Raw genomic sequence first — 20,947 nt, forward strand, 5'->3', positions numbered from 1 at the left:
TGAAAGTGCTGTTCATCACCGGCTACGCCGAACAGGCGGTGCTGGGCGGCGGTGTGTTCGAGCCGACTACCCGGGTGCTGAGCAAGCCGTTCAGCCTCGATACCCTGGCCCAGCGTATCGAGGAGATGATCGGCTGATCAGCGCCCACCCCCCAGGTCAAGGAAACTGCCAGTGGAGTAAGAGGCTTTGTCTGACAGCAGCCAAAGAATCGCCTCGGCCACTTCTTCTGCCTGCCCGCCCCGGCCCATGGGAATGCCCGGCGCCAGCTTGCTGACCCGATCCGGGTCGCCGCTGAGCGCATGGAAGTCGGTGAAGATGTAACCCGGGCGCACGGCATTGACCCGCACACCTTCACCCGCAACTTCCTTGGCCAGGCCCAGCGTGAAGGTGTCCAGCGCCCCCTTGGAGGCGGCATAGTCGACGTACTCGTTGGGCGAACCCAGCCGTGCCGCTATCGATGAAACGTTGACGATGCTGCCGCCCTGCCCGCCATGGCGGGTCGACATGCGCTGCAGCGCATGCTTGGCGCACAGCATCGGCCCGACCACGTTGGTTTTCATCAGCTTGAGCAGGCGAAACTCCGACACTTCCTCGACCCGGCTCTTCTGGCCGATGGTGCCGGCATTGTTGACCAGTGCGGTGACCGGCCCGAGCTCGGCATCCACGCGCAGAAACAGCTGGATGATCTCATCCTCGACACTGACATCGGCCTTGACCGCGATGGCTTCGGCGCCCAGCTCGCGGACCTCGGCCAGCACCCGCTGGGCAGCCTCGTCATCGGTCAGGTAGTTGATGCAGATACGGTAACCGGCGCGTGCGGCCAGGCGCGCGGTGGCGGCGCCAATGCCGCGGCTGGCGCCAGTGATCACGATAACCTTGTCCATGGATACTCCTTGCGTTGACCCCTCAAGGCTAACGCAGTCAGGGGCCGGGCACAAAGCCGCTTCAGGCAGCCGGTGGCGGTGGCGGCGCCTTGGGCTCGGCCTTGCGTAGTGGGTACAGGTGCTGGCTAACGATGCCGTCTGGCAGGTCCTTGCCGAACACACCATAACGCGCCGGCCATTCCTTGGGTGGCAGCTTGAAGGTGCCGAACAGCATGTCCACCAGCGGTGTGTGGATCGCGTAGTTCTTGTAAATGTAATCCTTGTGCCGGGCGTGGTGCCAGTGGTGATAACGCGGCAACACCAGCAAGTAGTTGAGCCAGCCGCCATCGATACGCACGTTGGCGTGGGCCAGTACCGCCTGCACGCCGACCAGGATCACATAGGCGTTCATCGCCTGGGGCGAGAAGCCCAGCAGGATCAAGGGCGCCAGCACCCCGGTGCGGGTCAGGAGAATCTCGCAGAAGTGGATACGCGAACCGGCCAGCCAGTCCATGTGCGTGCTCGAGTGGTGCACCGCATGAAAGCGCCACATCCACGGCACCACGTGATACAGGCGGTGCAGCCAGTACTGGCCGAGGTCGGCGACAAACACCGCGAGCAGAAACTGCACCACGATCGGCAGGCTTTGCACCTTGGCCTGCAGGGTATCGGACACTACCCAGGCGGCCAGCCAGCTGGATGAGGCGGTGACGAAAATAAGGATGAACTGCACCAGCATGTGGCTGACGAAAAAGTAACTGAGGTCGGTGCGCCAGTGCGGGCGCAGGATGTTCTGCTGCGGGTCCTTGGCGTAGAGCTTTTCCAGCGGGATGAAGATCACCGCCGACACCAGCAGCGCCAGCACGAACCAGTCCAGGCCCAGCGAGTACGGGGTCTGGCCAATGACTTCGGTCTGGATGTTGGTACCGCCCAGAAACATCGCCAGCCCCGCTGCGCTGATGCCGGTGAAGCCCAGGCGCTTGCGCTTGTTGAGGAGGATGTTCAGGGTGCCCAGGGCAAAGGCCAGGATCAGCCCGATCAGCAGTACGGTGCGGGCGAAGTGCACGCTGTAGACCTTGCGGAACTCGGCAAAGGTCAGCCACTGCGGAAACAGGAAACACAGCACCGCCAGCAGGCTGAGCAGCCCCAGGGCAGCCGAGATGTAACCGCTGATGCGCCCTTCGCCAAGCTTGAAGGGGTCGTGGCCGTGGCGTTTGAAATAGGCCTTGATTGCCTGCATGAATCGCTGTTCCTTGATGGTGATGGGCTCCGTGCGGCGCGGAGTATACCGACCTGCGGCCGCCAGTGAACCGCCACCTGCACCAGCAACTGACAAATCTGTAATCCACTGCTCAGTTTACTGACAGTCAGCGCTGGCTAAGGTCGTGTCATCCCCGCCCCTGGAATGGCACCCTATGCTTCGACACCCGACCCGCCGAACCTTCGTCAAGGGCTTTGCCGCCGGCAGCGCCCTGGCCGGCCTCGGCCTCTGGCGCCTGCCGGCGTTTGCCGCACCTGCGGTGTTCAGCAATGAACTGAGCGGCCAGCACTTCGAGCTGTTCATCGGTCAGACGCCGGTGAACATCACTGGCCGCTCGCGCACGGCCCTGACCATCAACAACAGCCTGCCCGGCCCGACCCTGCGTTGGCGGCAAGGCGACACGGTGACCCTGCGGGTGCGCAACCGCCTGGGCGAGCCGACCTCGCTGCACTGGCACGGGATCATCCTCCCGGCCAACATGGATGGCGTACCGGGCCTGAGCTTTGCCGGCATCGAGCCCGGTGGCGAGTACCTGTACCGCTTTACCCTGGAGCAGAGCGGTACCTACTGGTACCACAGCCATTCCGGCTTGCAGGAGCAGGCCGGAGTCTATGGCGCCATTGTCATCGAGCCCAAGGTGCCCGAACCCCATCGCTATCAGCGCGACTACGTGCTGTTGCTCAGCGACTGGAGCGACCAGGCCCCCGGTGAGCTGATGGCGACCCTGAAAAAGCAGTCGGATGCCTTCAATTACCACAAGCGCACCGTTGGCGACTTCATCGACGATGTCGCCAGCAACGGCTGGCAGCAAACCGTCACCGAGCGCAAGGCCTGGGCAGCCATGCGCATGAGCCCTACCGACCTTGCCGACATCAGCGCCGCCACCTACACCTACCTGCTCAACGGCCAGCCGCCAGACGGCAACTTCACCTGCCTGTTCGAGCCCGGCGACACCGTGCGCCTGCGCCTGATCAACGGTTCGGCCATGAGCTACTTCGACTTTCGCATTCCGGGCCTGAAGCTCACCGTGATTGCCGCCGACGGCCAACCGGTGCAACCGGTCGAGGTCGACGAGTTGCGCATCGCCGTGGCCGAGACCTACGACGTGCTGGTGCGGGTCGGTGACCTGCCCGCCTACACCCTCTATGCCCAGAGCATGGACCGCAGCGGCTATGCCCGTGGCACCCTGGCCCGCCGCAACGGCCTCAGCGCCGAAGTACCGGAACCGGACCCGCGGCCGATCCTGTCGATGGCCGATATGGGCCACGGCGCCATGGCGGACATGGGCGCCATGGACCACAGCCAGATGGCCGGCATGGACCACTCGATGATGGCCGGCATGCAACAGCACCCGGCCAGCGAAAGCGGCAACCCGCTGGTCGACATGCAGACCATGAGCCCCAAGCCCAACCTCGCCGACCCGGGCATCGGCCTGCGCAACAACGGCCGTCGGGTGCTGACCTACGCCGACCTGAAGAGCACTTTCGCCGACCCCGATGGCCGCGAGCCGTCACGGGAGATCGAACTGCACCTGACCGGGCACATGGAGCGCTTTGCCTGGTCGTTCAATGGCATCAAGTTCTCCGACGCCGAGCCGCTGCGTCTGACCTATGGCGAGCGCCTGCGCATCACTCTGGTCAACGACACGATGATGGCCCACCCGATCCACCTGCATGGCTTGTGGAGCGACCTGGAGGACGAACACGGGCGCTTCCAGGTGCGCAAGCACACCCTCGACATCCCCCCGGGCAGCCGGCGCAGCTACCGGGTCAGCGCCGACGCCCTGGGGCGCTGGGCCTATCACTGCCACCTGCTCTATCACATGGAGATGGGCATGTTCCGCGAGGTACGCGTCGATGAATGAGCCGATCTTGCGACCGCTGCTCGGCGGCTTCGCCCTGCTGGCCTTGCTGGCCAGTGAAGAGGCGCGCGCCGAGGCCATGGATCACGCCGCCATGGGCCACGGCGCCATGAACCATCAAGGCATGCCCGCGCAGAACATGAACCACCAGGGCATGAACCACGGCATGATGCCGCAGACGCCACGTACACCACTAAGGCCGATTACCGACGCCGACCGCCAGGCCGCCTTCCCGCCCCTGCCCGGCCATCAGGTCCATGACCGGCAGAGCAACTGGGCGGTGATCGTCGAGCAACTGGAATACCAGAACTTTGACAGCAGCAGTGCCCTGAACTGGAACGCCAACGCCTGGATCGGCGGCGATATCGACCGCCTGTGGCTGCGCACTGAAGGCGAACGCGAACAGGGCGTGACCCACAAGGCCGAGCTGCAGGCGCTCTGGGGCCATGCCATCAGCCCTTGGTGGGAACTGGTCGGCGGCCTGCGCCAGGACTTCAAACCGGCCAGTGGCCAGACCTGGGCCGCCTTCGGCATCCAGGGCACGCCACTGTACGGCCTGGAGCTGGAGGCCACCTTGTACGCTGGCGAGCGCCAGCAAACCGCGCTGCGCCTGGAGAGCAGTTACGCTATCCTGCTGAGCAATCGCTGGATCCTCGAACCGTCGCTTGAGGCCAACTTCTATGGCCGCAACGACGCGACACGGGACCAGGGCAGCGGCCTTGCCGACAGCGAGATCGGCCTGCGCCTGCGCTACGAAATCACCCGCGGCTTTGCCCCGTACCTGGGCATCAGCTTCAACCGGGCCTACGGCAACAACGCCGAACAGATCCGTGATGAGCACGGCGATATCGGCCAGACCCGCCTGGTCGCCGGGGTTCGCCTGCGTTTCTAGAAGTGGAGAAGTACATGCTGAGCAAAAAAATTGTCGCCTTCGGCCTGCTGGCCTTGAGCACCCTGGCCCAGGCCGGGCAAACCATCGACGTGTACCGCGACCCCAACTGCGGCTGCTGCAAGCAATGGATCAAGCACCTGCAGGACAACGGCTACACGGTCAACGACCATGTCGAGCCAAACATGAGCGCAGTCAAGCAGCGCCTGGGCGTCGAGCCGCGCCTGGCTTCCTGCCATACCGGGGTGATCGACGGCAAATTCGTCGAAGGCCATGTACCGGCCGAACAGATCAAGCTGTTGGCCAAGCGCCCGGACCTCAAGGGCCTGGCCGTACCGGGCATGCCCATGGGCTCGCCGGGCATGGAAATGGGTGACCACAAGGACGCCTACCAGGTCATCGGCCTGACCGCCGAGGGCAAGGACGAAGTGGTCGCCAACTACTGATCCGGCCCTGATGCTCAGTTACTGGGCGCTGTTTCTCAGCGCCTTCGGCGCCGCGACCTTGCTGCCGCTGCAATCGGAAGCCGTGCTGGTCGGCCTGCTGCTGCGCGAGCCCGAGGCGTTGGTCAGCCTGCTGCTGATCGCCACCGCCGGTAATGTCCTCGGTTCAATCGTCAACTGGCTGCTGGGCCGTGGCATCGAACACCTGCGTGACAAGCGCTGGTTTGCGTTCAAGCCCGAGCAGCTGGAAAAGGCCCAGCAACGCTACCAGCGCTACGGCCAGTGGTCACTGCTGCTGAGCTGGATGCCGGTGATCGGCGACCCCCTGACGCTGATTGCCGGGATCATGCGCGAGCCGTTCTGGCGCTTTGTCATGCTCGTCACTGTCGCCAAAGCCGGCCGTTACCTAGTCCTGGCGCTGCTGACCCTGGGCTGGATGCAGCACTAGCGCCCCCAGATCTGCGCCTCGGTCCAGCCCAGCTCGGCGAAGTCCTGGGCGCGCAGGTGCGCTTCATCCTCACAAAAAAACTCGTCCAACTGCGGCGGTCGCACCGAGGTGTCGTACAGCATCGCGTGCACCTGGCCACGGTGGTGGATCTGGTGCTCGAACAGGTGCGACAGCAGGCGCAGGCGTTGCTCGCGCTGTACCCAGTCGGGGCGCACGATGTTCACGTAGCGGTGTAACTGGTCGTCACGCAACTGGCGGCAGTAGGCGATCAGCCGGTGGTCGGCCTGCACCTGCTCGGCGTGCAGCTCCAGGCAGGTGGCATAGGGTTCCTCGGGCTCGAAGAAGCGCTGGCTGTCCGGGTCGGGCGCTTCGCCGCGCTGCTCGCACTCCAGGGCCTGCAGGTAAAACCAGTCGACGGTGAGGAGGTGGTTGAGGGTGGCCTTGATCGACGGGAAGAAACTCGCCCGCGGGGCGACGAACTCATCCTGGCTCAGTTGCCTGCAGGCCTTGTACACCCTGTGGTTGGCCCAGCCATTCTGGTAGGCCATGGTCAGCAGGTGATGCGAGAGAGGCTCGGTCATGATCGATTCCTCAGCAGAAGCGTTGCAGTTGCATCTCCCGCAAGCGGCTGAGCGTACGCCGGAACGGGAACTCCAGATACCCTTGAGTGTAGAGCGCTTCAAGCGCTACTTCGGCTTCCAGGTACAAGGCGATGCGCCGGTCATAGCATTCATCGACCAGGGCGATGAAGCGCCGTACGCTGTCGTCATGCACCGACAGTTGCGGCAGTTCGCGGTCCCCGGCCACCACCCGCTGGGCGCCGTCTTCGGTGCCACGGGCAATCTTCGCCGGGCGCTGGCGGGCGCCGAGGGCCGGCACCTCGCCCAGCAGGATGGCCTGGAAACTGTCGCACAAGGCCATGAAATCCATGGCGGCAAAGGGTTGCTCACAGAGGTCGGCGTAGCGACACCAGAGCACGCTGTCGCAGCGTTGCACCACGTTCAAGCTGCGCGAGCCGATCTGCAGCGGCTGGCCAGCGCTCGCTTGATCACCACGTAACTGGGCGAAGACCTGCTCAAGGGCACTGGGCCGGCCGTTGTCGTGTACCCAGTAGCGTTGCTGCGCCGCGCCCGGATGCAGGCGATGGTCCTGCTCCCCTGCTACGGCGATCACCTGCATATGCTGCTCGATGGCGGCAATCGCCGGCAGGAAGCGCTCACGGTTGAAACCGTCGCTGTAGAGCTGCTCGGGCGGCTGGTTGGACGTGGCCACGATCACCACCCCGGCCTCGAACAGGACCTGGAACAGACCACCGAGAATGATCGCATCGCCGATGTCATTGACGAACAGCTCGTCAAAACACAGCACGCGGATCTCTTCGGCCAGGGACAAGGCCAGGGCCCGCAACGGCTCGGCCGTGCCGTTGAGCTGGAACAGGCGTTGATGCACCCAGCGCATGAAGTGGTGAAAGTGCTGGCGCCTGGCCGGTACCTGCAGGCAGGCGTGGAACTGATCCATGAGCCAGGTCTTGCCGCGCCCGACCGGCCCCCAGAGGTAGACCCCCTGCGGGGTCTCGCCACGCTGCAGGGCCGCGAAGCAGGTTTGCAGGGCGCTGGCGGCCTGCAACTGGGCCGGGTCGCTGACAAAGCCCTGGCTGGCTATGGCCTGCTGGTAGAGGGTCAGTGGGGACTGTTCGGTGAAGCAGGACATGCGTGGCGTCCATCGCAAAAGGGGGCATTCTGCGGCTGCAGCGCAGTATGGGGCAAGCCTGCATCCTGTGGGAGCTGGCTTGCCAGCGATGGGGCCAGTACAGCCTGCACATCAGCAGGCGCCTGGATTACGACCGCTGCGCGCTCGATCGCAGGCAAGCCAGCTCCCACAGGGTTCGGGGCAAGCCGCTCTACAAATCCAGCCCGACTTTGAGCAACGCCCCATCACGCTCATCGGTCAGCAGATACAGGTATCCATCCGGCCCCACCCGCACATCACGAATGCGCGCCTTGAGCTCACCCAGCAGGCGCTCCTCATGCACCACCTTGTCGCCCTTGAGCTCCAGGCGGATCAACTCCTGGGCCGCCAGCGCGCCGATGAACAGGCTGTGATCCCAGGGCTTGAAACGCGGGTTGTCGTAAAACGCCATGCCGCTGATGGCCGGGGACTTTTCCCAGACATGGTGCGGGTCGACCATGCCATCCACGTGCTCGCCTTTGGCCTCCGGAATTGGCATCAGCGAATAGTTGATGCCGTGGGTGGCGATCGGCCAGCCATAGTTCTTGCCAGGTTTGGGGATGTTGATTTCATCGCCGCCACGGGGCCCGTGCTCGTGGGTCCACAGCTCGCCGGTCCAGGGGTTGAGCGCTGCGCCCTGCTGGTTGCGGTGGCCGAACGACCAGATTTCCGGGCGCACGTTGTCGCGACCGACAAACGGGTTGTCCTTGGGCACCGTACCATCCGGCAGGATGCGCACCACCTTGCCTTGCAGTTTGTCCAGGTCCTGCGAGGTCGGCCGCTGGTTGTTCTCGCCCAGGGCAATGAACAGGTAGCCATCGCGGTCGAACACCAGGCGCGAGCCAAAATGGTTACCGCTGGAGAGCTTGGGTTGCTGGCGGAAGATCACGTTGAAGTCTTCAAGCTTGGCGTTGTCGCGGGACAAGCGCCCGCGGCCCACCGCGGTGCCGGCCGTGCCGCCGTCCCCGCCACCTTCGGCATAGGACAGGTAGACCATGCGGTCCTGCTTGAAGGTCGGCGACAGCAGCACATCGAGCAAGCCGCCCTGGCCCTCGGCCCACACCTCGGGGACCCCGCCCAGAGGGGGCCCGACCTTGCCTTCGGGGCTGACCATGCGCAGGTTGCCGGCCCGCTCGCTCACCAGGATGCCCTGGCCGTCCGGCAAGAACGCCATGGCCCAGGGGTTGCGCAGGCCCTCGGCGAGGGTGCTGACCTTGACGCTGCCCTCCTCGCTGTTGAAATCGCGCTCGGGCGCGGCATGGGCCAGCAGCGGCAACAGCGCCGCGGTCATCAGGGTGGGTAGCCAGGTGCGTGGGGACATCAGCGATTCCTTCCAGGGAGGGCCTGTTACTCAGGGCGTACGCGCAGGTTCGCGCGGCGGCCGGCTGGGCTCCAGGCGCGGGGTGGTCTGTTCGCGGCGGATGTTCTCGCCATTGCCGATACCGCGGTTCTCCAGGGTCGGCGGGCGCGGATTGGGCTGGGTCGAAGGGCCGCGCACGGGCGGCGTGGCTGGCACGCTGCCCTGGCGGCTGTTGGGGTTGGCGCGCATGATCGGGCTGTTGTAGGGGTTGTTGTTGCTGGCCGCCAGCTGCAACGGCCCGGCAACGGGCGCCGCCTGCAGCGGCGAGCTCAAGAGCAGGGCCATTGCCAGGCCCGACAGGGATCGGTTCACGCTATTCACCTCCGGCACCACGCGGCGCCGAAAACCAGCGCGCCCAAGCGTTGGATAGCCTAAGGCGCGACAGGTTCGCCGGGAAACCTCGAATTCCCCCGGAGGTGATTCATTTTGTTACCGGATCAGCTATCGACCTTATGCCGGGCGGCATACAGGCAGAGCATCTCCATGGCCAGGGTCGCGCCGGCCAGGGCAGTAATATCGGCATGGTCGTAGGCCGGCGCGACTTCCACCAGGTCCATGCCCACCAGGTTGATACCGCGCAGCCCGCCGAGGATTTCCAGGGCCTGCACCGTGGTCAGACCGCCACACACCGGAGTGCCGGTACCTGGGGCATACGCAGGGTCCAGGCAGTCAATGTCAAAGGTCAGGTACACCGGCTGATCGCCGACCCGCTGGCGGATCGCCTCGATGATCGCCTGGGTACCGCGTTGATGCACCTGACGGGCGTCGAGCACGGCAAAGCCCTGGGTCTCGTCATTGGTGGTGCGCAGGCCGATCTGCACCGAGCGCGCCGGGTCCACCAGGCCTTCGCGGGCGGCATGCCAGAACATGGTGCCGTGATCGACACGCTGGCCCTCCTCGTCCGGCCAGGTGTCGCTGTGGGCATCGAAGTGGATCAGCGCCAGCGGCCCGTGCTTGCGAGCATGAGCCTTGAGCAACGGGTAGCTGATGAAGTGATCACCGCCCAGGGTGAGCATGGCACAGCCGGCTTCGAGCATCTGCTCGGCATGGGCCTGGATGCTGTGCGGCACGGTATGCGGGCTGCCGTAATCGAAGTTGCAGTCGCCGTAGTCGATCACGGCCAGGTGATCGAACGGGTCGAACTCCCACGGCCAGTGCCGGGCCCAGGCCTGCTGCACCGATGCGGCACGAATCGCCCGTGGCCCGAAGCGCGCGCCCGGGCGGTTGCTGGTGGCGGTGTCGAATGGCACGCCGCTGACCACCACATCGACACCGCGCAGGTCGCGGCTGTAGCGACGGCGGGAGAAACTGGTGATACCGGCAAAGGTGTTTTCGGCGATGGTGCCGTACAGGCTGTCGCGGGTGATGGCCTGGTCGTTGTCGGGGGCGAGGTCCATGGTCGGGCTCCTGGTCTGTTGTTACTGGCGGCTACGGAAGGTGGTCCACAGGCGGGTACGCTGGCGCATGTCGGCCAGGCTCATGCTGCGGTCGGCAAACAGCCGCGCGCGCACTTCGGCCGAGGGGTAGATGTCCGGGTCGCTGCGCACCGCCTCGTCCACCAGGGGCGTGGCCGCCTGGTTGGCATTGGCAAAGAACAGCGTGTTGGTCAACGGCGCCACCGAGTCGGGACGCAACATGAAGGCGATGAAGGCGCGGGCGGCGTCCGGGTGCGGGGCGTCCTTGGGCATGACCAGGTTGTCCTGCCAGATCAGCGTGCCTTCGCGGGGAATGCGATAGATCACCTGGTACGGCTTGCCGGCCTTTTGCGCCTGATCGGCAGCCATGGCGGCATCACCGTTGTAGGTCAGGGCCAGGCACACGCTGCCGTTGGCCAGGTCGTTGATCTGCCGGCCGTTGGCGACATAGCTGATCGATGGCTGCAATTGCTTGAGCAGCGCCTGGGCGGCCGCCAGGTCGTTTTTGTCGCGACTGTAGGGATCCTTGCCCAGGTAATTCAAGGCTACGCCAATCACCTCCTGGGGCGAGTCGGACATGGCAATCCCGCAATCCTTGAGCTTGCTGGCGTACTCGGGCTTGAACAGCAGGTCGAGGCTGTCCAGCGGTGCATCGCCCAGCCGCTGGCGCACCGCTTCAAGGTTCATGCCCAGGCCCAGGGTGCCCCAGGTGTAAGGCACGGCGTACCGGTTACCGGGGTCAACCTCGGCGAGCTTGGCCAGCAGGTCCTGGTCGAGGTTGCTGTAACCGGGCATGGCCTGGGCTTGTAGCGGCTGCAAGGCGCCTGCGGCCAGGGCGCGGGCCAGCAGACTGGCGGACGGCACGACAACGTCATAACCACTGCCACCGGTGAGCAACCTGGTTTCCAGCACTTCGGTGGTGTCGAAGGTGTCGTAGCGCACCTTGTAGCCGGTTTCCTGCTCGAAACGCTGCAAGGTCTCGGGGGCGACGTAATCGGCCCAGCTGTACAGGTTGAGGACTTTTTCCTCGGCCTGCACCGGCAAGGCCAAAGCCAGGGACAACAACCACAGGGATGTACGCATGTCGGGCACCTTTGTCAGTGGATGCCGCCAGCATGCCTGCCGGGTTACATTACTAAAATGGCAAGTCAATTAACCTGACATTCATCAGGAGCAATGTTTGATGTTGGGACAACTGCACGACCTCGACCTGCACCTGCTGCGGCTGTTCGTCACTGTAGTCGAGGCCGGTGGCTTCAGCGCCGCCCAGGGCGTGCTGGGCCTGAGCCAGCCGAGTATCAGCCAGCAGATGGCGCGCCTGGAAACCCGCCTGGGGTATCGCTTGTGCAGTCGCGGCAAGGGCGGCTTTGGCCTGACCGCCAAGGGTGAAGTGCTGCTCAAGGCCACCCGCGAACTGCTGGTGCAGATCGACGCGTTTCGCCATCAGGCCAATGGCGTGGCTGGGCGTTTGCTCGGCGAGGTGCGCGTCGGCATTTCCGAAGCCCAGGAGAGCACCGTGACCTTGCGCCTGGCGCGGGCCATCGAGCGTTTTCGCCAGCGTGACGAGTCGGTGCGCCTGGAGCTGGTCAGCGCCATGCCGGCAGACCTTGAGCGCCAGCTTTTGCAGCAGCGCCTGGACCTGGCCATCGGCTATTTTTCCGGCAAGCAGGCAGCGTTCGATTACACCCCGTTATTCGAGGAAAACCAGCGCCTGTATTGCGCCAGCCATCATCCGCTGGCTGGCCAGCTTGACGTGAGCCTGGAGGCGCTGCAACAGGCCGACCAGGTCGAACACCCCTACCGTTTCCAGAGTCGCCAGGAGCCCTTTGACGGCACCAGTGGCACCGCTCGTTCCGAACAGGTCGAGGGCGCGCTGACCTTCATCCTCTCCGGCCGGCACATCGGTTACCTGCCCTGCCACTATGCCGACCCCTGGGTCGCGCGTGGCCTGCTGCAGGGCCTGGACCCGGCGCTGGATTTCGCCGTGCCGTTCGTGCTGGTGCGCCACCGCGCCCAGGTGCCCAGCGATGCCCAGCAGGCCTTTGCCGCCGACCTGTTGGCCGCCTTCGCCTGACTCAGTAGGCCAGCGACCAGGTCAGGGTGTAGGTGCGGCCACGGCCTTGATAATCGTAGAGGTAGGCCGGGCCATAGGTCGGCGAGTAGAACAGCGTCGCACGCTGGCCCCAGACGGTGCTGTACTGCTTGTCGAGCAGGTTCTGGATACCGGCGCTGAAGGTCCCGAAACCAGTGTCCTGGCTACCCAGCAGGTCGAAGGTGGTGTAGCCGCTGATCTTGTGCTCGGCATCGTCCTTGAGGGTGAAGGCGTGGTTGGCCTGCAAGCGGGCACTTTGGCCATCGCCCTTCCAGCCAACGAAGGCGGTGGACTTGGACAGCGAAGCATAACGGGCATCGCGCTTGATCCAGTCGCCCTCCTTGTCTTGCTCTTCCGAGCGCACCAGGTGCAGGGTGCTGCCGGCTTCCCAGCCGCTTTCGAAGTGGCGGGCCAGCGCGCCTTCAAAACCGAAGTCACGGCTTTTCTGGTCTTCGACGTTGATGGTCAAAGTGGCCATGTCGGTGCTGATGATCTTGTCCGACCAGATGTAGTACACCGCCGCCTGGGCATCCCAGTCCAGGTCGGCGTAGCGCCAGCCCAGTTCCACCTGGCGGCTCTTGATCCCGGCCAGCGGGTTGTCTTCAACGCTCAGGCCAGGCTTGCCGTAGTACTTGGCCGGGTCTGGCAGGTCGAAACCTTCGCCGTAGTTGCTCCAGAGCTGGTGACCGTTCTTGAAGTCGTAGATGGCGCCAAGGTTGAACAGGTTGACCTGGTAGTCGTTGTTACCGCCGGGGACGTTCTTGAAGTCGCCGACATCGACGTCCATCTGCTGGCGACGGGCGCCGCCGGAAACGCTCAGGTTGTCGGTTGCCTTCCAGTCCAGCTGGGCGTAGGCCGAGAGGCCATCGACCCGGTAGCTGGGGTAGCGCGCCGCCTTGCTGGCTTGATCCAGGTCCAGACCGCCGCTTGCGGAGGAGGTCCGGGCATCGAAGGTGGTCTGCTCGGCGTTGAAGCGCTCGCGGTCCAGGTCCACGCCGTAGGTCAGCTTGAGGCTGTCCCACTGCTTGGCAAACAGCGCCTTGAGGCTGCTGACCTCGAAGTTCTGCTGCGAGGCGGCAAAGTACACGCCCTTGGAACCTGCCGGCTTGCCGGCGTTGTAATACGGGAACGGATAGAAGTTGTCGTCTTCCTTGCGGTACGAGGCCTGCAGGTAGAAGTCCTGGCCGAGCACATCGCTGTGGTGGTAATTGGCGTTGAACAGCAGGCGCTTGGTGCGCGGCTCAAGGTCGGTTGAGTAACCACCGCGCAGCTCGGCGTCTTCCAGGTCCGAAGGGCCGTTGTAGTTGAGGTTGGGGAAGTAGATACCGGTGCTGCCATGGTTGCCCGAGTCGTAGTACTGGGCCAGCAGGTCGAGGCTCTGCTCGTCGTTGAGCCTAAGACCCAGGCTGCCGAGCACGTCGATGGTGCGGTTGTACTGCAAGTCGGTCTGGGTGTTGTCAATGAAGATCTGCTCGCCGGCGCCATCGTAGAACGCCTCGTTCTGCTCGGCGGATACGCCCAGGCGCGCATTGATACGCTCGTTGCCGCCGCTGATCGACTGGGCGATGCGGGTCGACAGGTCGTCGCTGTTGTTGAAGCCGCTGCTGGCGCCCAACCGGGTTTCAAAGCGCGCCGCGCCCGCCTCGCCCTTCTTGGTGACGATGTTGATGATCCCGCCGGTGGCGCCGCCGCCGTAGAGGGCGCTGGCGCCGGAGAGCACCTCGACGCGCTCGACGTTGAACGGCGAGATGCTGTCGAACTGGCGCGACAGGCCACGTGAGCTGTTCTGGCTGACGCCGTCGATCATCACCAGCACGTTGCGCCCGCGCATGTTCTGGCCGTAGTTGGTCCGCCCTTCCGGCGCCAGGTCCAGGCCCGGGACCAGCTTGCCGATGGCTTCCTTGAGGCTGACGCCGCTGTCGATCTGCTCGCGCAGTTGCTGCTGGTCGACCACCCAGACTGTACCGGGGATTTCACTGATCGAGGTGCTGGTACGCGAGGCGACGCTGACTTCGATAGGCTTGAGGCTGACACTTGGCGCCGCCGCGCTCTTGCGCAGAATCACCGTGTTCTGCTCGCTGAACTGCCAGCTCATGCCGCTGCCGGCCAGCAGGCTTTGCAGGGCCTGGGCGATGCTGTAGTGCCCCTTGAGTGCCGGGCTTTGGCGGCCGGCCACGTCCTGGCTGGTGAACAGCAAATGCAGGCCGGCCTGGTCGGCGAAGGCCGTCAGGGCCTGGTCGAGGTTCTGCGCTGGCAGGTCCAGGGATACTTCACGTTCCTGCTGGGTGCCGGCAGCTTTTAGCACTTCGCCGGCGTGCACCTGCAGGGTGCCGAGCAACGCGGCAACGGCGGTCGAGGCCAACAGGGCATGTTTGAAATAACCGGTGCAACGGGCGATTGGCTTGAGCGGACCCTTCACTGTTTTCTTCCAGGCAAATGGTTGTAAATGAGAATGGATTGCTGATCAGTCTCACTACGACGATTGGGCGGGGAAGAACTTGCAGTGGGAATTTGAAAATATTTTTTGCGCAGTTACGCCCCTATCGCTGGCAAGCCAGCTCCCACAGGTACGGTGCATGCAATACCTGTGGGAGCTGGCTTGCCAGCGATGAGGCCCGTCAGTACACCACCGCCAGCCAGGGCAGGTAGGTAACTTTCAGCGCATAGCGCTGCTCCAGGGTGCGCAACAACCCTTCAGGGTCATTCAGGTCAAACACCCCGCTGACCTGCAGCGCCGCCAGTTGCTGGTCAGACAGCACGATGCGCCCGTGTTGATAGCGTTCAAGCTCGGCCAACACTTCCCGCAGCGGCTTGCCGTTGAAGATCAACTTGCCGCGCTGCCAGGCAGTTTGCGCACGAGCATCGGGCGAGGTTTCCAGCCACTGCCCGCCGACCCGCGCCTGCCCCTGGGCAACCACCACGCGGTTGCGCACACCGTCACGGCGCACGCTGAATACCGCCGCACTGCCCTGCACGGGTTCAGCCCCGGCATCGACCACGAACGGCCGTGGATCGGCGGCCGGTTCGAACAAGGCCTCACCGGCCTTGAGCACAACGCGACGCTCGCCACTGCTGAAGTCCACCGACAAGGCACTGCCACTATTGAGCGTGACCTGCGAGCCATCGACCAGGGTGATCCGCTGCTGCTGGCCAACCCCGGTGTGGTAGTCGGCAAGCAAGGCCGGCGCCTGTTGCAGGCCGCCGTATCCGAGCAGCGCCAGCACCAGCGAGGCGGCAAGTTTCGAGCCCCAGCGCCGCCGGCCTGGCGCCGTCACCGTGACCTCAGCCGCCGCTCGGGTCTGCCCGAGGTCCGCCCACAACGCCTCGGCTTCACTCGCGGCCTCGGCATGAGCCGGGCTCAGCGCGCACCAGCGCCGGTAGCGTTGTTGGTCGCTGGCGCTGGCGTTGCCCGAATGCAGCAGCACCTGCCAGTCGAGGGCATCATCGGACAAATCGCTGATCGGCTGCGGCGCGGGCATATGAGCATCAGTCATGATTGTGTTTGAGCCAGTCGCGGCAATGGCGCAGGGCCTGGCCGATGTATTTTGCCACCATGCTCTCGGAAACGCCCAGCCGTTGTGCGATCTGCGCCTGGGTCAGGCCTTCGACGCGGTTGAGCAACAAGGCCTGACGGGCGTTGGGCGACAGTTGCAGCAAGGCTTCATCGAGCTGCTCCAGGCGTTCACTGGCCAGCAACGCCGCCTCCGGCGCTGGCGCCGGGCACGGCACCTGGCGCGCCACTTCGCTGTCGTCGAGACTGCTGCTCATGCGTTGCTCGCGGCGCAGGGTATCGATCGCCAGGTTGCCGGCCACGCGAAAGATGAAACGGCGTGCATGCAGCACCGGCAGGTCCTGCTGCTCGATCTTCACCAGTTTCAGGTAGGTTTCCTGGGCGACGTCGGCGGCCCGCTGCCGATCGCTCATACGCCGGGTCAGGAACTGCAACAGGTCATCGTAATGTTCCTGGAAGCTCGCTAGCAGCCCGGACACGGGAGACGTCAACATGAAGGACTCGATGGGCCAGTAAGAGAAATTATCGGACGTTAATGAGAACAAGTATCTTTCATAACTCACACTACTTTCAACGCCGCTGTGCATTTGCCACACTCGGGGCTGTTCTCCTGTTCTGGAGCTGTGCCCGTGACCCGATGCCTACGCTTGTGCCTGGCCCTGTTGCTGATCGGCGGCCTGAATGCCTGCGCCCTGTTCCAGCCCCGCGACCCGGTGAACATCAGCGTGATTGGTATCGATCCCCTGCCCGGCCAGGACCTGGAACTGCGCATGGCGGTGAAGATCCGCGTGCAGAACCCCAATGAAACCGCGATCGACTACAACGGCATCGCCCTTAACCTTGAGATCAATGGCCAGCCGTTGGCGGCAGGCGTCAGCGACCAAAGCGGTCGCATCGGCCGCTTCAGCGAAGGCGTGCTGGTGGTGCCAGTGAGCATCACCGCGTTCTCGGTGCTGCGCCAGGCCGTGGGCCTGAGCCAGGTGCGCAGCCTCGATGGCCTGCCGTACACCGTGCGCGGCAAGCTGGCCGGCGGCGCGTTCGGTACCCGGCGCTTCAGCGACAGTGGCCGGCTCAACCTGCCGCAACCGGCCAGTGCGCCCTGGTAACCCTCAATCCTGATTGATGAAGCGCACGCCGGGTTTGCTGCGCTCATCCACGCTCAGTTCGAAGATATCCGGCCGTGCATAGTGGCCGACGACGTCGAAGTCATAGCGGGCGCGCACCAGCTCTGCGGTGTCGATCTGGGCACACAGCAGACCGCGCTCACCGACCAATGGCCCGGCCAGCACTTCACCCAGCGGCCCGACGATCACGCTGCCCCCGGCAATCAGCTGGCGCTCGCCCGGCCAGTCGGCGACCTCGATGCCCAGCGCGTTGGGCGAGTCCTGCACCTGGCAGGCACTGATCACGAAGCAACGGCCTTCGGCAGCAATATGGCGCATGCTCATCTGCCACAGCTCGCGCTCGTCCACCGTCGGTGCACACCAGAGCTCCACGCCCTTGGCGTACATCGCCGTGCGCAGCAACGGCATGTAGTTTTCCCAGCACACCGCGGCGCCGATGCGCCCGGCACGACCTTCGATCACCGGCAGGGTCGAGCCGTCGCCACGGCCCCAGATCAGCCGCTCGGTGCCGGTGGGCATCAGCTTGCGGTGCACCGCCACCAGGCCCTGCTCGGGCTCGAAGAACAGCACGCTGCAATACAGGGTATGGCCGCTGCGCTCGATCACCCCGAGCACCAGGCTGGCGCCGGTGCGCGCCGACAAGCCAGCGAGGGCGTCGGTCTCGCTGCCGGGCACCTCGATGGCATTGGCAAAGTAGCGGGCGAAGGCTTCGCGGCCTTCGGGCAGGCGGTAGCCCAGGCGCGTGCCGAAGATCTCACCTTTGGGGTACCCCCCCAGCAGCGCTTCGGGCATCACCACCAGGCTGGCGCCCGCCTCACTGATGGCCTGCTCGTAGGCAAGGATCTGTTCCAGGGTATGGGCTTTGCCTTCAGGCGATGAACCGATCTGCAAGGCGGCGACGACGGACGTGGTCATTAGCGGGTGCTCCGGATGGGCGATGGGTGTTGCAGATTGTCGGCGCCGGGCCAATCATGAATAAAGCCCACTTCGTTTCTGAATGATATGAATCCTGCGAATATCACCGATATCGACCTCAACCTGCTCAAGGTCTTCGAAGCCCTGCATGACGAAGTCAGCGCCAGCCGCGCCGCCGTGCGCCTGGGCTTGACCCAGTCGGCCGTCAGCGCCGCGTTGCGGCGTTTGCGCGAGGTGTATGGCGACCCGCTGTTCATGCGCACCGGGCGCGGCCTGGCGCCGACCCTGCGTGCCAACCAGCTCAAGCCGCTGATCAGCGAAGCGCTGAACAAATGCCGGCAAAGCCTGGCCCTGCTCGACCCGCAGGCCGAACAGTTCGAAGGCCGGGCGGTGACCCTGGGCTTGTCCGATGATTTCGAGATCGCCTACGGCCGGGCCCTGATCGAGCAGGTGCAACAGCTGGCGCCGGGCCTGCGCCTGATCTTTCGCCAGACCCACAGCCAGATTGTCGCCCGCGCGTTACTGGATCGCAGCCTTGATCTGGCGCTGACCTCGGGCGGGTTTTCCGCCCGCCTGCTCAGCCGCCGGGTGCTCGATGAAGGGGATTACCTGTGCCTGGTCGATCCGCATAGCCTGATGCCCGGGCAACGCGGCTTAAGCCTGGAAGCGTTCGTGGCGCGCGAGCAGATCCTGGTGTCGTCGGGAGGCTTCATCGGTATCGTCGACGAAGCGTTGGCCGAGCTGGGCTTGAGTCGCCGGGTGGCGGCCTCGACCAGCCATTTTGCCGCCCTGGCCTATCTGCTCAAAGGCAGCGAGCGCCTGGCCACCCTGCCCGGCCATGCCGCCCGGGCCATTGCCGACACCGCTGGCCTGGTGGTGCTGCCTTGCCCGCTGGCCTTGCCGCAGTATCCGGTGGAACTGGGCTGGCGCACCGGCGGGCAACCGGACCCGGCGCTGGAGAAGGTGCGTGAAGCGGTACTGGCGGTGTTTGCCTGAAACTTACTTGGCGGCGGCCATCAGCTTGTTGACTTCACTGCGGACCATATTGGCGTATTCGGGCGGCGACATGCCGTCCAGCTCTGCCCGTACCCATTCAGCCCATTTGCCCTTGCGCCGCGGCTTCTCGGCGATCAGCCGGGCGGCATCGGCCTTGGCCTTGCCCAGGTTGGTCTGCCAGAGCTCGAACAGTCGTGCTTTCTCGTCCTCGATCTGCGCCCGTTCGGCGAAGCTCTTGTTGGCCAGATTGAAACTCATGAGGGGTGTCCTGCCGCTGGAAAATAGGCGCTATCTTACACTGTAGCCGCCAGCGCTCGGCAAACCGCTGCAACTTTCCATGCCCGCTGGCATCCACTGTTCAATGCCATCAACTGACGAGGAAGCGCTCATGGCCAGGAGAACCACCGTGCAAAACGATGCCGAGCAAATCAAGGATCAGGCGTTCAGCGAACTGCAAGCGTTGATCGAAGAATCGGAAAAATTGCTCAGCGACAGCGCAGCGCTAGTTGGCGAAGAAGCCGAAACCCTGCGCGCCCAGGTCGGGCTGAAATTGAAGCAGGCCCGCAAGGCGGTCAACGGCGTGCGTAGCAAGGCGCAGCCGGTGGTGGATGCCACCGAGGACTACATCGGCGGCCATCCGTGGCAGACGGTGGCGATTTCGGCGGGGTTTGGCCTGGTGGTCGGTTTGCTGCTGGGGCGCAGGCCTTAAAAGCATCGCAGGTCCGGCTCGCTCCTGTGGGAGCGGGCTTGCCCCGCGATCAATTCAACGCAAGTTCAACGGCTGCACCAACCCACAGGCGATCGCCATCCCCACCAGCGCCGGCAAGTGCTCGGCCTGCATGCGCTTCATCACCCGCGAGCGATACAGGTCGACCGTCTTGACGCTGACCTCGAGCTGCTCGGCAATTTCCCGATTGGTATAGCCCTGCACCAGCGGCAGGAGCACGTCCCGCTCACGGGGCGTGAGGCTATCGATGCGCGCCTGCACGGCCTCCAGCGGCCCGGCATGGCGCGCTCGCCCGAGGGCATCCTGAACGCTGTCGAGCAGCAACTGATCGTTGTAGGGCTTTTCGATGAAATCGCAGGCCCCGGCCTTGAAGGCCCGCACCACGATCGGCACATCGGCATGGCCGCTGACGAAGATCACCGGCAAATCGATACCGCGGGCGCGTAACGCTTCCTGCACACTCAGGCCGCCCATGCCCGGCATGCGTACATCCAGCAGCACACAGGCCGGCAAGTCACCGTCGCAGGCGTCGAGAAACGCCTGGCCGCTGGTGAACGGCAGCGCTTGCAAGCCCACCGATTCGAGCAGCCACACGGTCGAATCGAGCATGCCCTGATCGTCATCGACTACATACACCCGCGGTTCCTGCATATCACTCCCCACTGTTGGCCACCGGCGCCAGCCGACAGCACAAGATCAATCCGCCCACCTCGCCTGGCTGGGCATGCAAAGTGCCACCAAAGCCTTCGACGATACTGCGACTCATGCTCAGGCCCAAACCCAGGCCATCCGCCTTGCTGGTGGTGAACGGGGTGAAGATGCCGTCCAGGCGCTCGGCCGCCACCCCCGGCCCTTGATCGCTGACCCGGATCATTAGCCAGCCCGCCTCAAGCGCTGCGCTGAGCAGGATACGCGAGGCCTGGCCTTTATGTTGCTCGCGGTTGGCGTCGATGGCATTGCGCAACAGGTTGAGCAGCACCTGCTCAAGCAGCACCCGGTCGGCATAGACCGACGGCAGCCCCTCAGCCACCCGCTGCTCGATCCTGACCTGGTCACGGCTGGCTTCCCAATCGCACAGGCGCACCGCTTCACCGACGACATCGACAATCGCCAAGGCCTGCAAGCGCCGCGGCTCCTTGCGCAAAAAGGCGCGCAAGCGTTTGATCACTTCGGCGGCATGGGTGGCTTGTTCGTTGATGCGTTGCAAGCCATGGGCAATGCGCTGCGCAGCCTGCGGATCGAGATCCAGCGCCTGCAGGTAGCGTTGACTGGCACTGGCGTAGTTGACCACCGCCGCCAGTGGCTGGGTGATTT

The 20,947-nt window shown here is 64.6% G+C and carries 23 protein-coding genes and 1 pseudogene; 9 read left to right on the forward strand and 15 right to left on the reverse strand.

Annotated features, from left to right (window positions below):
• A partial coding sequence (locus tag UW3_RS29970) for a response regulator (RefSeq protein ID WP_010226545.1) occupies nucleotides 1–137 on the forward strand: 137 nt, incomplete at its 5' end.
• On the opposite strand, the gene UW3_RS0124595 is transcribed toward UW3_RS29970, so the two are convergent.
• Complete coding sequence (locus UW3_RS0124595; RefSeq protein ID WP_010226547.1) at nucleotides 138–884, reverse strand: SDR family oxidoreductase; 747 nt, start codon at nucleotides 882–884, stop codon at nucleotides 138–140.
• Nucleotides 885–945: 61 nt separating this feature from the next.
• Complete coding sequence (locus UW3_RS0124600; protein ID WP_010226549.1) at nucleotides 946–2,103, reverse strand: sterol desaturase family protein; 1,158 nt, start codon at nucleotides 2,101–2,103, stop codon at nucleotides 946–948.
• Nucleotides 2,104–2,278: 175 nt separating this feature from the next.
• Here UW3_RS0124600 and UW3_RS0124605 point away from each other — a divergent pair, with 175 nt between their 5' ends.
• Genes UW3_RS0124605 through UW3_RS0124620 form a run of 4 tightly spaced genes read left to right on the forward strand, consistent with a single transcriptional unit; the run spans nucleotide 2,279 to nucleotide 5,765 of the window.
• Entirely contained in the window at nucleotides 2,279–3,988 is a 1,710-nt protein-coding gene (locus UW3_RS0124605; RefSeq protein ID WP_010226551.1) for a copper resistance system multicopper oxidase, read from the forward strand.
• A complete protein-coding gene (locus UW3_RS0124610; RefSeq protein WP_010226553.1) occupies nucleotides 3,981–4,877 on the forward strand; it encodes a copper resistance protein B in 897 nt (298 codons plus the stop codon). The genes UW3_RS0124605 and UW3_RS0124610 overlap by 8 nt, the downstream gene beginning before the upstream one ends.
• A gap of 14 nt (nucleotides 4,878–4,891) precedes the next feature.
• Nucleotides 4,892–5,320, forward strand: a complete 429-nt coding sequence (locus UW3_RS0124615; protein ID WP_010226555.1) for a DUF411 domain-containing protein — start codon at nucleotides 4,892–4,894, stop codon at nucleotides 5,318–5,320.
• Nucleotides 5,321–5,330: 10 nt separating this feature from the next.
• The gene (locus tag UW3_RS0124620) at nucleotides 5,331–5,765 is read left to right on the forward strand and encodes a YqaA family protein (protein ID WP_010226557.1); all 435 of its coding nucleotides are present in this window, start codon (nucleotides 5,331–5,333) and stop codon (nucleotides 5,763–5,765) included.
• Here the strand turns inward: UW3_RS0124620 and UW3_RS0124625 are convergent.
• The 6 genes from UW3_RS0124625 to UW3_RS0124650 form a co-directional block, all read right to left on the reverse strand.
• Entirely contained in the window at nucleotides 5,762–6,346 is a 585-nt protein-coding gene (locus tag UW3_RS0124625; RefSeq protein ID WP_010226559.1) for a DinB family protein, read from the reverse strand. The two genes, UW3_RS0124620 and UW3_RS0124625, sit on opposite strands and share 4 nt — an antisense overlap.
• A 10-nt stretch (nucleotides 6,347–6,356) precedes the next feature.
• Complete coding sequence (zapE, locus tag UW3_RS0124630) at nucleotides 6,357–7,475, reverse strand: cell division protein ZapE (RefSeq protein WP_010226561.1); 1,119 nt, start codon at nucleotides 7,473–7,475, stop codon at nucleotides 6,357–6,359.
• 190 nt (nucleotides 7,476–7,665) lie between these two features.
• Nucleotides 7,666–8,814 carry a PQQ-dependent sugar dehydrogenase gene (locus UW3_RS0124635; RefSeq protein WP_010226563.1) on the reverse strand — a complete coding sequence of 383 codons (1,149 nt, stop codon included), beginning with the start codon at nucleotides 8,812–8,814 and terminating at the stop codon, nucleotides 7,666–7,668.
• Between the two features lie 30 nt (nucleotides 8,815–8,844).
• Nucleotides 8,845–9,165, reverse strand: a complete 321-nt coding sequence (locus tag UW3_RS0124640; protein WP_010226565.1) for a hypothetical protein — start codon at nucleotides 9,163–9,165, stop codon at nucleotides 8,845–8,847.
• 125 nt (nucleotides 9,166–9,290) lie between these two features.
• Nucleotides 9,291–10,250 carry an agmatinase gene (gene speB, locus UW3_RS0124645; protein WP_010226567.1) on the reverse strand — a complete coding sequence of 320 codons (960 nt, stop codon included), beginning with the start codon at nucleotides 10,248–10,250 and terminating at the stop codon, nucleotides 9,291–9,293.
• 21 nt (nucleotides 10,251–10,271) lie between these two features.
• Nucleotides 10,272–11,351, reverse strand: a complete 1,080-nt coding sequence (locus UW3_RS0124650) for an extracellular solute-binding protein (protein WP_010226569.1) — start codon at nucleotides 11,349–11,351, stop codon at nucleotides 10,272–10,274.
• A 100-nt stretch (nucleotides 11,352–11,451) separates the two neighbouring features.
• Between UW3_RS0124650 and UW3_RS0124655 the strand changes: the two genes are divergently transcribed.
• Complete coding sequence (locus tag UW3_RS0124655) at nucleotides 11,452–12,342, forward strand: LysR family transcriptional regulator (RefSeq protein WP_010226570.1); 891 nt, start codon at nucleotides 11,452–11,454, stop codon at nucleotides 12,340–12,342.
• Nucleotide 12,343: 1 nt separating this feature from the next.
• Here the strand turns inward: UW3_RS0124655 and UW3_RS0124660 are convergent, their stop codons facing one another.
• From UW3_RS0124660 to UW3_RS0124670, 3 genes and pseudogenes are all read right to left on the reverse strand, one after another.
• Nucleotides 12,344–14,779, reverse strand: coding sequence for a TonB-dependent receptor (locus tag UW3_RS0124660; protein WP_010226571.1), 2,436 nt, complete (start codon nucleotides 14,777–14,779; stop codon nucleotides 12,344–12,346).
• A gap of 199 nt (nucleotides 14,780–14,978) precedes the next feature.
• Entirely contained in the window at nucleotides 14,979–15,854 is an 876-nt protein-coding gene (locus UW3_RS0124665; protein ID WP_026001517.1) for a FecR family protein, read from the reverse strand.
• A 7-nt stretch (nucleotides 15,855–15,861) separates the two neighbouring features.
• Nucleotides 15,862–16,365, reverse strand: a pseudogene (locus UW3_RS0124670) (RNA polymerase sigma factor); the annotation flags it as partial.
• Nucleotides 16,366–16,500: 135 nt separating this feature from the next.
• Between UW3_RS0124670 and UW3_RS0124675 the strand changes: the two are divergent.
• The gene (locus UW3_RS0124675) at nucleotides 16,501–16,977 is read left to right on the forward strand and encodes an LEA/WHy family protein (RefSeq protein ID WP_010226574.1); all 477 of its coding nucleotides are present in this window, start codon (nucleotides 16,501–16,503) and stop codon (nucleotides 16,975–16,977) included.
• 3 nt (nucleotides 16,978–16,980) lie between these two features.
• Here the strand turns inward: UW3_RS0124675 and UW3_RS0124680 are convergent, their stop codons facing one another.
• The gene (locus UW3_RS0124680) at nucleotides 16,981–17,910 is read right to left on the reverse strand and encodes a carbon-nitrogen hydrolase family protein (protein ID WP_010226576.1); all 930 of its coding nucleotides are present in this window, start codon (nucleotides 17,908–17,910) and stop codon (nucleotides 16,981–16,983) included.
• Nucleotides 17,911–17,997: 87 nt separating this feature from the next.
• Between UW3_RS0124680 and UW3_RS0124685 the strand changes: the two genes are divergently transcribed.
• Nucleotides 17,998–18,906, forward strand: coding sequence for a LysR family transcriptional regulator (locus UW3_RS0124685; protein WP_010226578.1), 909 nt, complete (start codon nucleotides 17,998–18,000; stop codon nucleotides 18,904–18,906).
• 3 nt (nucleotides 18,907–18,909) lie between these two features.
• Here UW3_RS0124685 and UW3_RS0124690 read toward each other — a convergent pair whose 3' ends face one another.
• Complete coding sequence (locus UW3_RS0124690) at nucleotides 18,910–19,164, reverse strand: hypothetical protein (RefSeq protein WP_010226580.1); 255 nt, start codon at nucleotides 19,162–19,164, stop codon at nucleotides 18,910–18,912.
• Nucleotides 19,165–19,294: 130 nt separating this feature from the next.
• Between UW3_RS0124690 and UW3_RS0124695 the strand changes: the two genes are divergently transcribed.
• A complete protein-coding gene (locus UW3_RS0124695; protein ID WP_026001519.1) occupies nucleotides 19,295–19,615 on the forward strand; it encodes an ElaB/YgaM/YqjD family protein in 321 nt (106 codons plus the stop codon).
• A 54-nt stretch (nucleotides 19,616–19,669) separates the two neighbouring features.
• Here UW3_RS0124695 and UW3_RS0124700 read toward each other — a convergent pair whose 3' ends face one another.
• Complete coding sequence (locus UW3_RS0124700; RefSeq protein WP_010226584.1) at nucleotides 19,670–20,284, reverse strand: response regulator transcription factor; 615 nt, start codon at nucleotides 20,282–20,284, stop codon at nucleotides 19,670–19,672.
• 1 nt (nucleotide 20,285) lies between these two features.
• Nucleotides 20,286–20,947, reverse strand: a 662-nt coding sequence (locus tag UW3_RS29975; RefSeq protein WP_010226587.1) for a sensor histidine kinase, incomplete at its 5' end; no start/stop codon positions are given.

It is taken from the genome of Pseudomonas donghuensis, assembly GCF_000259195.1.
GTDB classification, from domain to species: domain Bacteria; phylum Pseudomonadota; class Gammaproteobacteria; order Pseudomonadales; family Pseudomonadaceae; genus Aquipseudomonas; species Aquipseudomonas donghuensis.

Bases quoted from the DNA above. Each gene is read 5' to 3' on its own strand.
- UW3_RS0124595 (WP_010226547.1), bottom strand. From the start codon at position 884: ATGGACAAGGTTATCGTGATCACTGGCGCCAGCCGCGGCATTGGCGCC.
- UW3_RS0124600 (WP_010226549.1), bottom strand. From the start codon at position 2,103: ATGCAGGCAATCAAGGCCTATTTCAAACGCCACGGCCACGACCCCTTC.
- UW3_RS0124605 (WP_010226551.1), top strand. From the start codon at position 2,279: ATGCTTCGACACCCGACCCGCCGAACCTTCGTCAAGGGCTTTGCCGCC.
- UW3_RS0124610 (WP_010226553.1), top strand. From the start codon at position 3,981: ATGAATGAGCCGATCTTGCGACCGCTGCTCGGCGGCTTCGCCCTGCTG.
- UW3_RS0124615 (WP_010226555.1), top strand. From the start codon at position 4,892: ATGCTGAGCAAAAAAATTGTCGCCTTCGGCCTGCTGGCCTTGAGCACC.
- UW3_RS0124620 (WP_010226557.1), top strand. From the start codon at position 5,331: ATGCTCAGTTACTGGGCGCTGTTTCTCAGCGCCTTCGGCGCCGCGACC.
- UW3_RS0124625 (WP_010226559.1), bottom strand. From the start codon at position 6,346: ATGACCGAGCCTCTCTCGCATCACCTGCTGACCATGGCCTACCAGAAT.
- zapE (WP_010226561.1), bottom strand. From the start codon at position 7,475: ATGTCCTGCTTCACCGAACAGTCCCCACTGACCCTCTACCAGCAGGCC.
- UW3_RS0124635 (WP_010226563.1), bottom strand. From the start codon at position 8,814: ATGTCCCCACGCACCTGGCTACCCACCCTGATGACCGCGGCGCTGTTG.
- speB (WP_010226567.1), bottom strand. From the start codon at position 10,250: ATGGACCTCGCCCCCGACAACGACCAGGCCATCACCCGCGACAGCCTG.
- UW3_RS0124650 (WP_010226569.1), bottom strand. From the start codon at position 11,351: ATGCGTACATCCCTGTGGTTGTTGTCCCTGGCTTTGGCCTTGCCGGTG.
- UW3_RS0124655 (WP_010226570.1), top strand. From the start codon at position 11,452: ATGTTGGGACAACTGCACGACCTCGACCTGCACCTGCTGCGGCTGTTC.
- UW3_RS0124665 (WP_026001517.1), bottom strand. From the start codon at position 15,854: ATGACTGATGCTCATATGCCCGCGCCGCAGCCGATCAGCGATTTGTCC.
- UW3_RS0124680 (WP_010226576.1), bottom strand. From the start codon at position 17,910: ATGACCACGTCCGTCGTCGCCGCCTTGCAGATCGGTTCATCGCCTGAA.
- UW3_RS0124685 (WP_010226578.1), top strand. From the start codon at position 17,998: ATGAATCCTGCGAATATCACCGATATCGACCTCAACCTGCTCAAGGTC.
- UW3_RS0124690 (WP_010226580.1), bottom strand. From the start codon at position 19,164: ATGAGTTTCAATCTGGCCAACAAGAGCTTCGCCGAACGGGCGCAGATC.
- UW3_RS0124695 (WP_026001519.1), top strand. From the start codon at position 19,295: ATGGCCAGGAGAACCACCGTGCAAAACGATGCCGAGCAAATCAAGGAT.
- UW3_RS0124700 (WP_010226584.1), bottom strand. From the start codon at position 20,284: ATGCAGGAACCGCGGGTGTATGTAGTCGATGACGATCAGGGCATGCTC.